The 12789-nt window shown below is 72.4% G+C and carries 14 protein-coding genes; 4 read left to right on the forward strand and 10 right to left on the reverse strand.

What is annotated here, in order from left to right; all coding sequences use genetic code 11:
• Positions 1-39: 39 nt before the first annotated feature.
• The 4 genes from B086_RS42115 to B086_RS41030 form a co-directional block, all read right to left on the reverse strand.
• Positions 40-1503 (reverse strand): DUF4157 domain-containing protein, encoded by a 1464-nt coding sequence (locus tag B086_RS42115; RefSeq protein ID WP_018569726.1) that lies wholly within the window; start codon positions 1501-1503, stop codon positions 40-42.
• A gap of 222 nt (positions 1504-1725) precedes the next feature.
• Positions 1726-2997, reverse strand: a complete 1272-nt coding sequence (locus tag B086_RS0127900) for a phosphatase PAP2 family protein (RefSeq protein WP_018569727.1) — start codon at positions 2995-2997, stop codon at positions 1726-1728.
• A 207-nt stretch (positions 2998-3204) separates the two neighbouring features.
• Positions 3205-4725, reverse strand: a complete 1521-nt coding sequence (locus B086_RS0127905; RefSeq protein ID WP_018569728.1) for a UbiD family decarboxylase — start codon at positions 4723-4725, stop codon at positions 3205-3207.
• The gene (locus B086_RS41030) at positions 4722-5360 is read right to left on the reverse strand and encodes a UbiX family flavin prenyltransferase (RefSeq protein ID WP_051115936.1); all 639 of its coding nucleotides are present in this window, start codon (positions 5358-5360) and stop codon (positions 4722-4724) included. The genes B086_RS0127905 and B086_RS41030 overlap by 4 nt, the downstream gene beginning before the upstream one ends.
• 104 nt (positions 5361-5464) lie before the next feature.
• Between B086_RS41030 and B086_RS0127915 the strand changes: the two genes are divergently transcribed.
• Positions 5465-5932 (forward strand): MarR family winged helix-turn-helix transcriptional regulator, encoded by a 468-nt coding sequence (locus B086_RS0127915; RefSeq protein ID WP_018569730.1) that lies wholly within the window; start codon positions 5465-5467, stop codon positions 5930-5932.
• A 78-nt stretch (positions 5933-6010) separates the two neighbouring features.
• Positions 6011-6655 carry a dihydrofolate reductase family protein gene (locus tag B086_RS0127920; protein ID WP_018569731.1) on the forward strand — a complete coding sequence of 215 codons (645 nt, stop codon included), beginning with the start codon at positions 6011-6013 and terminating at the stop codon, positions 6653-6655.
• Positions 6656-6766: 111 nt separating this feature from the next.
• Here the strand turns inward: B086_RS0127920 and B086_RS0127925 are convergent, their stop codons facing one another.
• The 4 genes from B086_RS0127925 to B086_RS0127940 form a co-directional block, all read right to left on the reverse strand.
• Entirely contained in the window at positions 6767-7357 is a 591-nt protein-coding gene (locus tag B086_RS0127925; RefSeq protein ID WP_018569732.1) for a TetR/AcrR family transcriptional regulator, read from the reverse strand.
• A gap of 163 nt (positions 7358-7520) precedes the next feature.
• Positions 7521-7937: a hypothetical protein gene (locus B086_RS0127930; protein ID WP_018569733.1), complete on the reverse strand. Its 417-nt coding sequence runs from the start codon at positions 7935-7937 to the stop codon at positions 7521-7523.
• Positions 7938-8105: 168 nt separating this feature from the next.
• The gene (locus B086_RS0127935; RefSeq protein WP_026252838.1) at positions 8106-9311 is read right to left on the reverse strand and encodes a PP2C family protein-serine/threonine phosphatase; all 1206 of its coding nucleotides are present in this window, start codon (positions 9309-9311) and stop codon (positions 8106-8108) included.
• An 11-nt stretch (positions 9312-9322) separates the two neighbouring features.
• On the reverse strand, positions 9323-10954 hold the full coding sequence (locus tag B086_RS0127940) for a HAMP domain-containing histidine kinase (protein WP_018569735.1): 1632 nt from the start codon (positions 10952-10954) through the stop codon (positions 9323-9325).
• Positions 10955-11159: 205 nt separating this feature from the next.
• Between B086_RS0127940 and B086_RS0127945 the strand changes: the two genes are divergently transcribed.
• A complete protein-coding gene (locus B086_RS0127945) occupies positions 11160-11588 on the forward strand; it encodes a response regulator (protein WP_018569736.1) in 429 nt (142 codons plus the stop codon).
• Positions 11589-11717: 129 nt separating this feature from the next.
• The gene (locus B086_RS45980) at positions 11718-11840 is read left to right on the forward strand and encodes a hypothetical protein (protein ID WP_018569737.1); all 123 of its coding nucleotides are present in this window, start codon (positions 11718-11720) and stop codon (positions 11838-11840) included.
• A 96-nt stretch (positions 11841-11936) separates the two neighbouring features.
• On the opposite strand, the gene B086_RS43275 is transcribed toward B086_RS45980, so the two are convergent.
• Positions 11937-12122: a hypothetical protein gene (locus tag B086_RS43275; RefSeq protein ID WP_420712577.1), complete on the reverse strand. Its 186-nt coding sequence runs from the start codon at positions 12120-12122 to the stop codon at positions 11937-11939.
• Positions 12123-12163: 41 nt separating this feature from the next.
• Complete coding sequence (locus B086_RS44770; protein WP_158690437.1) at positions 12164-12436, reverse strand: hypothetical protein; 273 nt, start codon at positions 12434-12436, stop codon at positions 12164-12166.
• Positions 12437-12789 lie beyond the last annotated feature (353 nt).

Raw genomic sequence — 12789 nt, forward strand, 5'->3', positions numbered from 1 at the left:
CTGGTCGCGGCAGGCCCCTCCGTGCGTCCGGGCCGGTGGTCAGCGGCTGCGGTCGACCTGGGGGCGGTTGTCGTGGAACAGCTCGATGCCCGCGCGCAGCCCGGCCGCCTCGACGGCGGGGGCCGACCGCAGCCACTCCAGCGCCGTCCGGCACGTCGGGGTCTCCTCGACCAGCCCGTAGACGCGCAGATATCCGGCGAGGCGGTTCAGCAGCGCGCTGTCGTCGACGGAGAGCGCGGAACCGAAGGCGCCCAGGGGCTCCTTGGCGGCCCGCAGATAGCTGTCCATCTGGTGGAACTCCAGGGCGAGCTGCTTGCGCTCGCTGGAGAGTCTGCTGTCGGGGAGCGCCCGGATGATCGCGCTGGGCTTGCCCTCACTGGCCGGGTAGCTGTCCCCCACGGCCAGTTTGAAGGCGGCCGCCGCCTCCGTGCCGAACGCGCGCAGCTCGGAGGAGATCCACCGCTCCTTCATCGTCTGCTTCGGCGTCTGGGCCTTGAAGGCGCGGGTGACGGAGTCCAGGGCGTGCTGCATCTCGTGCGCCACCGTCGCGGCGAACTCGCGCAGCGCGGAGGCCGGGGCGTCGGCGGGCGGCGGCTTGATGTGCAGGACGCCGCCCTGGGCGGTCAGGTCGTCGATGACGAACTTGGCGCGTGCTCCCTGGTAGGACGTCTGGTCGTCGATCTCCACGGTGACGGAGGACTGTTCCAGGGCGCGCAGCAGCTGTGCGTAGGGGACGGCGAAGGTGGCGCCGCGCTGTTCGCCGGGGGCCGCCTTCTCCAGCAGTTCGGCGAAGCGGTCCGGCGGGAGGTTCTCCTGGGACCAGCGGCCCTTGGAGTAGTCGACCGAGCGCTGGAGCGCCGGGGCGGCGCCGGGATCGGCGGCCGCCGTGTCCTCGGCCGGGCGGTGGGCGGGGGCCGGGCCGCCGAGCACCCGGGTCGCGTTGGCCTCGGCCTCCTGTTCGAAACGGTCCGAGGGCGAGGAGACCTTCAGCCCCTGGCCGTTGTCGGTGCCCGCGACCGGACCCCGGCGCTGCTGGACCACATGGGTCAGTTCGTGCGCGAGGGTGTGCCGGTCGCCGCCGCCGTCGCCGATGACCACATGGCTGCCCATGGTGTAGGCGCGGGCGCCGAGCGCCTCGGCGGAGCGCCGGGCGTCGGCTCCGGTGTGCAGCCGCACGTCGGAGAAGTCCGCGCCCATCCGGGCTTCCATGTCCTTCCTGACCGGCTCGGCCAGGGGCGTGCCGGAACCGCGCAGGACCTCGTCGACGGCGGAGCGCTGGACGGCCGCCTCGTCGGGGGCGGAGCGGTGGCCGCAGTGATCGGAGTGCTGGTGCCGGGCCTCCTCCAGCATCCGGGCCACGGCGGCGTTGCCCGCGGTGCGCTGGAGGGCCAGCAGCGCGGGCCGCTCCCCCGTGGCGGGGCGGGCGGCGGGCGACGGGGCGCGCCGGGTCCTCGGGGAGCGCTCGGCGGGATCCGGCGTCTTGTCATGGGCGTGGGCGGGCATGGATGAGTCCCTTGTCGCGGCGCGGACGGGCGGTTCCAGAGGTACCGGGCGGAGCGCCGTCGCGCCAGAGCCGCGGGGGCACAGTGTGCTGCCCCGACGGCTCGTCCGCGGGCGTGCGGTGATCGTCCGGCCCGCCCCTGCGTACGGAAAGGGGCGGGGCCGGGACGCGTACGGCGTCCCGGCCCCGCCCTCGCGGCGCTCGGCCCCCGGTCGGCCCGGGGGTCACACGGGTTCGGGCTGCGGTTCCGGGCGGGGCACCAGGGCCGGTTCCGGGTCCCAGAGCCTCATGGTCCGGACGTAGCCGAGGATCACCGAGCCCATCGCCAGCAGGAGCAGGGGTCCGAACAGCCACGGCTGTCCGGCCAGCTCGGTCGCCAGATAGCGGTACGCGACCAGGAGTGCGGCGAAGACCACCGTGCCGTGGGCGACGAAGCGGGTGGCCGACCGGTCCCAGCCGCGGGCGAGCGAGCGCATCGTGGCCTCGACGGTCAGTGCGAAGACCACACCGGCGACGAGGTCGGCGCCGTAGTGGTAGCCGAAGCCCAGCGTCGCGGTGAGGGTGGCGACCAGCCAGAAGGTGCCCGCCCAGCGCATGGCCCGCGAGCCCTTGCGGGAGTGGATGAAGAGCGTGGTGGCCCACGCGGTGTGCAGGCTGGGCATGCAGTTGCGCGGGGTGATCTCGTCGAACGGCATCGCGTGCGGGGTGCCGAGCGGCGCGAGGGTGTCCGGCCACAGGTCGGCCGTCGCCCAGTGGCCGCCGTCGGGGCCGTAGGCGAAGACCGGTCCGACCACCGGGAAGATCATGTAGATGGCCGGTCCGATCAGGCCGATGGCCAGGAAGGTGCGCACCAGGTGGTGGCTGGGGAAGCGGCGCTCGGCCGCGACGTTGCGCAGCTGGTAGAGGCCGACGAGGGCGGCCGCCAGCGGGAGCTGGCCGTAGACGAGGTGCAGGAGGTGGGAGCCGACCGGTCCGGTGGCCTCCAGGGCGCGGCCGACCAGCCAGGAGGGGTTGCCGAGCGCGTGGTCGGTGGTCGCCACGTACTGGTCGAGCACCGACGGGCGGGTCTTGGAGGTGATGAGCAGCCAGGTGTCACCCGTCTTGTGGCCCGCCACCAGCAGCAGGGCCAGTCCGACGCCCTTGAGCAGCAGCGCGCGCTCCTGGCCGGTGCGCCGGGTGAACGCGAGGACCGCGCAGCCCAGGACCACCCACAGCGCGCCGTTGCCGAAGGCCGGTCCGGCACCGGCCGCCCAGCGCACCAGCAGGAACACGACGTCGATACCGAGGGCCGTGCACGCCGCGACGAGCCGCTGCCGCCAGGTCAGCACCACCATCAGCAGCGCGAGCCCCGCGTACAGCAGCGGGCCCGAGCGCGGCGCGAAGACGATCTCCCGGGCCTGGTTGGTGATCGGCCCCGGAACGCCGTATCCGCGTGCGGCGATCTCCAGCGCGACGAGGAACCCGACGACCGCCACGCCCGCGGCGGTCCACAGCACCGCTCGGGCGGATATTCGCTTCGATGTGTTCTTCAATTGTTTAGCCCATTGAGTAGGTTGTGGACATATTGCTGGCTAATGATGCTGGTTGGCATGGTTTTCCGGTGAAGAACGGGTGATCAGGCCGATGGTCATGAGTTCGAACATGCTAACCGGTGGCCGTTCGCGCCCTTCTCCGGGAGGCGTTCGCGGCAGATGCCGCCCCGCTCAGGCCGCCGGGCGCGGTGTCTCGGAGGGGGCCGGGAATCCGTACGCGGTCCACCTGTCGGTCACCCGGCGGCGCACGTCCTCGGGGAAGGAGTTCCGGAAGGACGCGGTGACGCCTCTGGTCTCGCCCTCGAAGTCGGCGGGGAGCAGGCAGCTGACGACGGACTTGCCGCCCCGCCCGGCGCGCACCTCGTCGTCGGTGAGATAGGGGACCATGGGGATGCCCGGCGCCTCGGGGTAGACGTAGTGGCCGGTGGCGGGGTGGTGGCGGGTGGCCAGGGCCCACACCACCTGGTCGATGTCGGTGATGTCGATGTCGTCGGCCACCAGCAGCACCTTGGGCACCAGCCAGCCGGTGTGGGAGCCGAAGAGCGCCTCGGCGACGGCGTCGGCGAGCCGCCGTTCGGTCAGGCCCGTCGCGGCCAGTTTCCGGGTGTCGACGGCGACCACGATCCAGCAGGTCGCGGCCTCGTAGGAGCACCAGGCCAGCGAGACGGGCAGGCCCTGGGCGCGCAGCCGGTGCAGGCTCGCGGCCGAGATCATGGTGCCCCACACGGTGTGGTTCTCCTCCGGGGGGACGCCCGCCACGCAGAAGGGCAGGATCGCGCGGTCCCGGTGGGTGACGGCCTCGACGTGGAAGACGGGCTGCGGCCTGCCCTCGCTGAAGGCGTACCCGTGGTACTCCCCCATCGGTCCTTCGGGGGCCGTCTCGTCGGGGCTGATGTACCCCTCCAGCACGATCTCGGCGTTGGCCGGGACGTACAGGCCGTTGGTCTCGGTGCGCATGACGTCGACCGGGGTGCCGGTCAGGGCGCCGACGTAGCCGTCCTCGTCCACCTCGGCGGGCAGCGGCATACCGGCCGCGGCCAGGGCGGCGGGCGGGGCGCCGAGCACCATGGCCCAGGGGGTGCGTTCGCCGCGCTCGCGCCACATCCGGTGGATCATGCCGAGGTGCTGCTGCGGCATGGCCGGGCCGACCAGGGTGGTGGGGCCGTGCAGCATTGTGCGGCTGACCGACCAGCTGGTCCAGGATCCGTCCGGGGTGCGCACCACATGGAAGCCGTACGTCCCGAAGTACCGCCCGCCGTCCTGCTGGTGCAGCAGCGGCACCGGGAAGCGCGTCAGGTCGACGGCGTCGCCGGTGAGGACGTTCTCCTTGCAGGGGCCGGTCGGCACGATCCGCGGGGGGACGGGGGCCGCGTCCATGGCCTCGACGAGGTGTTCGAGCAGGTCGCGCGGGGTGGTGTCGCGCCCCAGGCCGAAGTGGGCGGCGAGGCGCCCGTAGGTCTGCCCCGGGCACGAGCCGAGCCCGGCGGGGGCGCCGAGGAGACGGAATCCCTCGTCGCCCTCGGTCAGCCGGCTGAACAGCGGGGCGGGGCTCCTGGTGTCGTAGACGCGCCGGGTGACGGCCGCGGCCTCCAGGGTGGGGCTGACCGGCTCGCGGATGTCGACCGCGTCGCCGGCGGCGAGCAGTTCGGACACGAAGTCCCGGAAGTTGAGCGCGCTGCCGTGTTGGGTCATGAGAGGTCCTTTGCTGCGGAGGAGGCTGCGGGCGGGAGGGGTGCGAGGGCGGTGCCGGGGGCCGGGTGCGGGGCCGCCTTCATGCCCTGCCAGCGCCGCGCGGTGGGCAGGTCCAGGCCGAACTGGTCGAGGACGCGCGCGACGATGTGCTCGACGAGGTCGGCGACGGTCTCCGGACCGTTGTAGAACGCGGGGACGGGCGGCATGACGACGGCGCCCATCCGGGTCAGCTCCAGCATGTTCTCCAGGTGCACGGCCGACAGCGGGGTCTCCCGGGCCACCAGGACGAGCCTGCGCCGCTCCTTGAGCATCACGTCGGCGCAGCGGCTGATCAGATCGGCGCCGTAGCCCGTGCGGACGGAGGCCAGGGTCTTCATGCTGCACGGTGCGACGACCATGCCGTCGACCCGGAAGGACCCGCTGGAGACCGGCGCGGCCTGGTCGTCCGGCCCGTGGCACACCGAGGCCATCTCCCGCAGGTCCCGCATCGAGTACGGGGTCTCCTGGGCCAGGGTGGCCCTGGCCCAGCGGCTGACCACGAGGTGTGTCTCGACGCCGAGCTCTCCCAGCGCTTGGAGCAGGCGCACGCCGATGGGCGCCCCGGTGGCCCCGGTCATCGCGACGACGATTCTCACTTCGCCACCCTTCCTGTCACAGTCAGTTATGACGTACACGCCCTACTTCCTCGGACGGTATAGTACGTACACGTCCTGAATCAAATGCGGCGGAGGCGGCACCCATGACCGACGAGAGCGCACCCGGGCCCACTCCCCTGGAGGCGCTCGACGGACCGGGACCGCTGGCCCGCCGGCTGAACCAGGTGCACACCCGGCTGTGGTACGAGGCGGTGCACCAGGACGTGACGGGGCCGCAGTTCACCGTGCTGAGCCTGCTGGACGCCCACGGCGACATGGACCAGGGCACCCTCGGCGCGCGCGCCCATCTCGACAAGTCGACCGCGGCGCCGCTGCTGCGGCGGCTGCGGCAGCGGGGCCTGGTGGACATCGCCCAGGACGCGGACGACCGCAGGCGCAAGGTGGTGCGCCTCACCGAGGAGGGCCGCGCTCTGGCCGTCGCCCTCGCGCCCCGGGTCACGGCCGTGAGCGAGCGGATCCTCGCGCCGTTCACCCCGAAGGAGCGGGAGCAGTTCCTCGCACTGCTGCGGCGGGCGGTCGAGCGGTCACCGGGACAGGGCGGCGACGCCTAGAAAGGCGGGCGCACGGCGATGAGTTCCACCGGTTCGCGAAGTCTCACCCGTGACATCACCGCCCCAGGGAGGATCCCCATGGCCCAGTTGCTGAGAGTGCAGAACTTCAACGTGTCGAGCGACGGTGTCGCCGCCGGCGAGGACCAGACCTTCGAGAGGCCGTTCGGGCATGTCGATCCCGAGCGGCTGTTCTCCTGGGCCGGTGCCACGGCGAGCTGGCCCCGGCGCACCGAACCCGGCGGCAGCCGGGGCCTCGACGACTACATGACGCGGGACTTCGGGAACAACATCGGCGCCGAGATCATGGGCCGCAACAAGTTCGGGCCCCAGCGCGGGCCCTGGCAGGACCACGAGTGGCAGGGCTGGTGGGGCGACGAACCGCCGTTCCACACACCGGTGTTCGTCCTGACCCACCACGAGCGGCCGCCGATCACCCTGTCCGACACCACGTTCCACTTCGTCGGCGGCGAACCGGCCTCGGTGCTGGAGCGGGCCCGGGAGGCGGCGCGGGGCAAGGACGTGCGGCTGGGCGGCGGGGTGACCACCGTCCGGGAGTTCCTGGACGCCGGTCTCGTCGACACCCTGCACGTGGCGGTCTCGCCGGTGAAGCTCGGCTCCGGACTGCGGCTGTGGGACTCGCCCGACGACCTGCTCGACCGGTTCCACCTGGACGTCGTGCCCAGCCCGAGCGGCGTCACGCACCACCTGTTCTGGCGCCGGTAGCCCGGCGTGCCCGCGCGGCCGGGGCCGACCGGCGACCGGCCGCGCGGGGGTGCCGTGCCGCCGCCCGGCCCGGCGCCGCTCCCCGGCTCCCGGGCGGTCCCGGGGCCGGGGTCAGCCGTCGAGGTTGCGCATCCACCGGTCGACATAGGCGCGGTGCTCGGGGACGAGTGCTCCGGCGGGGAACATCAGCGAGGTGACGTTGGCGCCGACGGCCAGGCCGATGATCTCGCCCGCGAGCGTGTGCACGGCGGGCGCGTCGGGCGCCTCGCCCCGGCCGCGCGCCTCGGCGATCCGTGCGGCAAGCCTGCGGCGCCACTCCATGAGGTGTTCGCGGTAGAGCGTGGCGAGGTCCTCGTTGTCCAGCGAGTGCTCCCACAGCGCGAGCAGCACCCGGGCGGAGTCGATGCGGTACTGGTCCAGCGGCAGGGTGGCCTCCAGATCGCGGCGCAGCGCCTCCCTGGGGTCCGGCGCCGGTTCGCTCGCGACCATCCGCTCGTTCATCTCCGCGAGCACGCTCTCGAAGGTGGCGGCGACGATGCTGTCCTTGCTGGGGAAGTAGCGCTTGAGCGCGCCGTTGGCGAAACCCGCCTCGGCGACGATGCTCCTCATCGTCGCGGCCTCGAACCCGCCCTGGATGATGAGCTTCTTCGCGACCGCGACGATTTCCCGGCGTCGCTGATCGTGGTCGATAATCTTCGGCATAGTTGTTCCTACGGTACTGGCGATCGGCTCGCCGTACGTAGTACCGGCGCACCGGAGATCGGCGTCCGGATCTCCGGGCCCTCCCGGGCCGCCGTGGTACGACACCGGCACCGGGCCTGGACGGCCCGGTGCCGGTGTCGGGGTGTGCTCGTGGCGGCGAGGGTCAGCGGACGGTCACCTGGAAGACCGGGGAGGCCGTCGTGCCGCTGACGATGCGGAGGTCGTTCCTGCCCTTGAGGCCGAGCTTGACCCCGAGGGAGTAGGAACCGGTCCGCGAGGTGTTCATGGACGCGGGCAGGCTGACCCACGTGCCGTGCTGCTTCTGCTGGAGGGTCACCTTGCTGCCCGCCTTGAGCCCGGTGGTCCGGCCCGTGACCCGGAACAGCTCCCAGGCGCGGACGGAGGTCGCGGACGGCGTGGCCGTGATGCCCGCCGTGGCGGCCACGGACTTCTGTGCGACGACTCCGGAGGCCGCGGCGGGTGCCGCGGTGGCTGCCGTCGCGGTGCCCGCGAGGGCGAGGGAGGCCGCGCCGAGAACACCGACGACGGCCGTGCGCAGGGAGCGCCGCTTCGAGACCATCACAGATCTGCCCCTTTTCTGATCAGAACCGCGTTTCGCGCCGACCGTCACGATCGTGCCGATTGGCGCACTCATCAGTTACGACGACGCCCTGGGCGCGGGCGTTCATCGGCGCTTTGTCCTGGTCCTGTAACAGCGCGTGCGACAGCGGCGGACGCGGCTTGGGCCCTACCGCTCGGGGCTCCGGCCGGCGGCCGGGACACGGCCGGTGTCCCAGTCCAGGCGCAGCACGGCCAGGTCGTCGGTGTGCCGGTCGGCGTTGAGGGTGCGGGTGCGGGCGATCAGCCGGTCGAGGTGGGCGCCGGGGTCGGGATCGTCGATGGTGTCGATGATGCGCAGCAGGCCCTCCACCCCGAGCCGGGCCTCGGTGCTGTCGGCGAACCCCTCGATCAGGCCGTCGGTGTAGACGATGAGCCCGCCGCGGGGCGGGAGTTCGAGGGTGGTGGGGGTCCACTTGCCCAGTCCGGGGGCGATCCCGAGGGCGATGCCGTGCGCGGCGGTGACCTGGCGGGTGCCGTCCGGGGTGACGAGGAGCGGTTCGTGGTGGCCGGCCAGGTGCAGGGTCAGGGTGGCCGCGTCCGGGTCGAGGGTGATGAGGGTGCAGGTGGCGAACAGGTCGCTGCCGGTGCGCTCGGCGATGTGGATCTGTTCCAGCAGGGTGAGCAGGTGCTGGTCCCGGTGGCCGCCGAGGGTCAGGGCGCGCCAGGCTATGCGCAGGCAGACCCCGAGGGCGGCCGCGTCGGGGCCGTGCCCGCTGACGTCGCCGATGACGGCGTGGACCTGCCCGTCGCCGGTCTGGACGACGTCGAGGAAGTCGCCGCCGAGCAGGGCCTGCGCCCGGCCCGGGTAGTAGCGGCTGGAGGTGGTGACGACGGCGGAGGACAGCAGCGGTTCGGGCAGCAGCCCGCGTTCCAGGCGGGCGTTCTCCTCGGCGCGCAGGCGTCCGATCTGGAGGGCGGCGTTGGCGCGTTCGGCCTGCTTTCGCTGGATGGCGTAGCGGACGGCGCGCTGCATCAGGTCGGGTTCGACCTTGCCCTTGACCAGGTAGTCCTGGGCGCCCGCGGCCAACGCGTCGACACCGGCGCGGGGTTCGTCGAGTCCGGTCAGGACGATGATGGCGGCCTGGGTGTCCGGCTCGATCGCCTGGACCGTCTCCACCCCTGACGCGTCGGGCAGATGGAGGTCCAGCAGGACGCAGTCGACGGGGTGCGCGGCGAGCGCGCCGCGCGCCTCGGCGGCCGTGCGGCAGCGGGTCAGAGTGTGCGGCAGGTCGGTGTCGTAGAGGAGTTCCTCGACCAGGAGCGCGTCCCCGTCGTCGTCTTCCACCAGCAGGATGCGGAACCGGTCCACGCGGCCGGCGTCTCGGTCGGTCACGGCGGGATCGGTCACGGCTGGGTCGTTCCCTCCGGGGACTCCGGGCGGCCCGGGGACGGAACGGTGAGCGGGGGCTCCGGTCTCTGCCCGGACGCCGTGTCCGCGGCGGAGGCGGGGAGGGTGAAGATCACGCGGGTGCCCAGTTTGTAGTCGGGGTCGATCCGGATCCTTCCGCCGTGGAACTCCACGACCTTCTTGCACATGGCCAGTCCGATGCCGGTGCCCGGGTAGGCGTCCTTGGTGTGCAGCCGCTGGAAGATGACGAAGACCTTCTCCCGGAACTCCGGGGCGATGCCGATGCCGTTGTCGCTGACGGCGAACTCCCAGGTGCCGTCGTCCTCGGAGGCGCTGACATGGACGTGCGGCGGGTGGTCGGGGCTGCGGAACTTGATGGCGTTGGACAGCAGGTTCTGCCAGAGGATGCCCAGTTGGGTGGCGTCCCCGACGACGGTGGGCAGCGGGTCGTGGGTGATCTCGGCGCCGGTCTCCTCGACGGCCACGCCGAGGTCGTCGAGGGTGCGGCCGAAGACCGACTCCAGGTCGACGGAGCGGTGGTCGTTGTGCACCCGGCCGACCCGGGAGAAGGCCAGCAGGTCGTTGATGAGGGTCTGCATGCGGTTGGCGCCGTCGACGGCGAACGCGATGTACTGGTCGGCCCTGTCGTCCAATTGGCCGCCGTAGCGGCGTTGCAGCAGCTGTGTGAAGCTCGACACCTTGCGCAGCGGTTCCTGGAGGTCGTGCGAGGCGACGTAGGCGAACTGCTCCAGTTCCGTGTTGGAGCGGCGCAGGTCCTCCGCCTGCTCGTCCAGCAGGGTGCGGGACTCCTCGCTGAACTGGAGCTCCTTCACCAGGCGCAGCCGCATGGACTCCACGTCCTCGGCCAGCCGGCGCAGGTCGGCGGGTCCGGTGCCGGTCAGGGCGTGGTCGAAGCGGCCGCCGGCGACGTCCCGGGCGTCCGCGCTCAGCCGGCTGAGCGGACCGGTGATGCCGCGGCGCAGACCCTCGAAGACCAGCGCCGCCACCAGCACGATGACGACGGCGATGCCCGCGAACGTCCAGTTGCGCAGGGCCACCGCCTGCCGCAGGTCGTGGATGCCCGCGGCGTTCTCGTTCTGGAGGTGGGACTGCTGGCGGGACATCGCGGAGCGCAGCGCGTCGAAGGCGCCCTTGCCGTCCCTCGCCCGCTGGGTGGCGAGCCGCACGGCCTCCTCGGCGGAGGCGGCGGCGACGGGGCGGGCCACGCGCCGCTGCCAGTCCTCGGCCAGCCGCTCGACCTCGGCCAGGTCGGCACCGGCGCGGTCGTCGTCCGCGACCAGGGTGCGCAGCCGCCCGAGCGCGGCCTGTTCGTCGCGTACGCCCTGGGCGTAGGGCTGGAGGAAGTCGGTGCGGCCCGACAGTCCGTAGCCCCGGATCCCGGTCTCCTGGTTGACCAGGCCCTGTTCCACCCGCAGGGCCTGGACCAGCGCGGGCGAGCGCCGGTCGACCAGGTCGGCGGTGAGCTGTGAGGTGCGCCACGTGGCCCAGCCGCCCAGCGATCCCAGGACCGCGAGGACGGCCAGGGTGGTGAGGACCCCCGTACGCAGCCAGCGGCGGGTGGTCCAGCCGGAGAAGGCACCCGCGGTGTCCGACGGCTTGCTCTGCATCCCGGCTCGTGTCTCTCCCTCAGCGGTTGCGGCCCCGGTCAGGCGCGGGCCAAGCACACTGTACCCACCGTCCGCCAACACATGTTGTCCACGGCGAGATCGACGCCTTAGCCTTGCCGGTGCCCGGTCCGGTTCGGTCCGCGACCGGGCGGAACACCCACGACGCACCTCTCATCCGCCGCCCACCCCCCGGAGCCCGTGACTCATGGCCGCCACCACCCGCCCCCACGACGTGCTGCTGGTCGAGGACGACATCGCCGACGCGATGCTCATCCAGGACGCCCTCGCCGAGCGGGGCACCCGCAACCTCACCCAGGTCTCCGACGGGATCGCGGCCCTGGACTATCTGCGCGACACGGCCAACGAGCGGCCCGATCTGATCGTGCTCGACCTCAACATGCCGCGCATGAACGGCCGGGAGTTCCTGGCCGTCGTCAAGGAGGACCCCGACCTGCGGACCATCCCGGTCGTCGTCCTCACCACGTCGGCCGCGCCCGACGACGTCACCGGCGCCTATCACCACCACGCCAACGCCTATGTCACCAAGCCGGTGAACCTGGAGGAGTTCGAGGCGGCGGTCCGCAGCATCGACTCCTTCTATCTGGACATCGCGGTCAAGCCTCCGAGGGAGTGAGGACGGGCGGCCGCCGGCCGCCCTCCGACGTGCGCGTTACCCCATTCGGCCGCAGACTGGAGATGCCTTGCCGCGTGCCGCCGGCCGGGCCGGGTGAAGGGTCCGCTGGTGCTCCCCTCGGGAGGCTCCATGGTTCTGGTAGCGCTGTGCACGCCGATCGCGATGTTGCTGCTCCTGCTGGGGATGGACGCTTTCGAGGAGCTGCTGTCCAAGTGGCCGACCGAGTCCGACGACGAGCCCCCGGCTCCCTGACCGACCGCCTCCCGGCCGGTCCGCCGCCGCGCCCCGGCGCGGCGGCTCCGCCTTGCGGTCCCCGCCCTCGCGTGCCGTCGGCGCGGGCGGGCGGGGTCAGGCCCGCGGCGGGTTGCGGCGCGGGGTGAGGATGGCGTGGGGCAGCGCCGGGACGGGCAGGGGCGCCCCGGGGTAGCCCTCGACGGCGCCGAACCGGTCGGACGCCTCCTCCCACTCCTGCCGGGCCCGGACGATGTCCGCGTGGCTGCGCCCGACGAAGTTCCGCCACATAGCGCACTTCATCAGGGTTTCCGCACGTCAGCGGCGTGCCCGATGCCTGGCGGTCAGCAAACTGTCAGCATCAGTCGCGGGAGTCGGTTTGCAACGCCAGGAAGCAGGCCGGGCCGCAAAGCCGGACGAAGGCGGAGCGGGGCGCGGTCCACGGGGCGATGCGCTTCGGTGAGTACGCCGCCGTCAACCTGCGCAACATCGTCGCCGACGACGTCCACCGGATCACCGAACAGGTCAACCGGACCACCGGCCACTACGCCCGCCTCGAACACCGCAAGAACGGCGAATACCGCGACGTGCCCCTGCCCGCTCACCGTCAGGGACACGATCCAGTGGTACGCCGACAGACACGGAACCGTCGACGGCCGCCTGCTGCGCCACCCCCAGGACTGAAGGAGAGGCCCTCCACAAAGGAGAAGCCCTCCACCTAAAACGTGCTGACCTGCGCCGTCAACCCTTGCGCAAAAGACGGCTTCGGCGACGTCAGCCTGTGGGGCGGAGCCGTTCGGTCGGCGATCGAGCAGAGGCCCGCGTCTCCCACGCCGCGGTACTGCGCCGTGCCCGGGGCGACCGCGCCGTCTGTCAGGTCGGTGCGGCGACCGCCGTACTGCCCGGCGTAAGGCGGGCTGGTGTCGGCATGGAAGGGCACGGCTCGACCGCTCCAGCAGCAACCGCCTCA

Source organism: Streptomyces sp. PsTaAH-124 (assembly GCF_000373685.1).
GTDB classification, from domain to species: domain Bacteria; phylum Actinomycetota; class Actinomycetes; order Streptomycetales; family Streptomycetaceae; genus Streptomyces; species Streptomyces andamanensis.

Coding starts and splice junctions, on each gene's coding strand:
- B086_RS0127925 (WP_018569732.1), bottom strand. CDS start 7,357: ATGCCGAAGATTATCGACCACGATCAGCGACGCCGGGAAATCGTCGCG.
- B086_RS0127940 (WP_018569735.1), bottom strand. CDS start 10,954: ATGCAGAGCAAGCCGTCGGACACCGCGGGTGCCTTCTCCGGCTGGACC.
- B086_RS43275 (WP_420712577.1), bottom strand. CDS start 12,122: ATGAAGTGCGCTATGTGGCGGAACTTCGTCGGGCGCAGCCACGCGGAC.
- B086_RS0127930 (WP_018569733.1), bottom strand. CDS start 7,937: ATGGTCTCGAAGCGGCGCTCCCTGCGCACGGCCGTCGTCGGTGTTCTC.
- B086_RS0127920 (WP_018569731.1), top strand. CDS start 6,011: ATGGCCCAGTTGCTGAGAGTGCAGAACTTCAACGTGTCGAGCGACGGT.
- B086_RS42115 (WP_018569726.1), bottom strand. CDS start 1,503: ATGCCCGCCCACGCCCATGACAAGACGCCGGATCCCGCCGAGCGCTCC.
- B086_RS0127905 (WP_018569728.1), bottom strand. CDS start 4,725: ATGACCCAACACGGCAGCGCGCTCAACTTCCGGGACTTCGTGTCCGAA.
- B086_RS0127915 (WP_018569730.1), top strand. CDS start 5,465: ATGACCGACGAGAGCGCACCCGGGCCCACTCCCCTGGAGGCGCTCGAC.
- B086_RS0127945 (WP_018569736.1), top strand. CDS start 11,160: ATGGCCGCCACCACCCGCCCCCACGACGTGCTGCTGGTCGAGGACGAC.
- B086_RS45980 (WP_018569737.1), top strand. CDS start 11,718: ATGGTTCTGGTAGCGCTGTGCACGCCGATCGCGATGTTGCTGCTCCTG.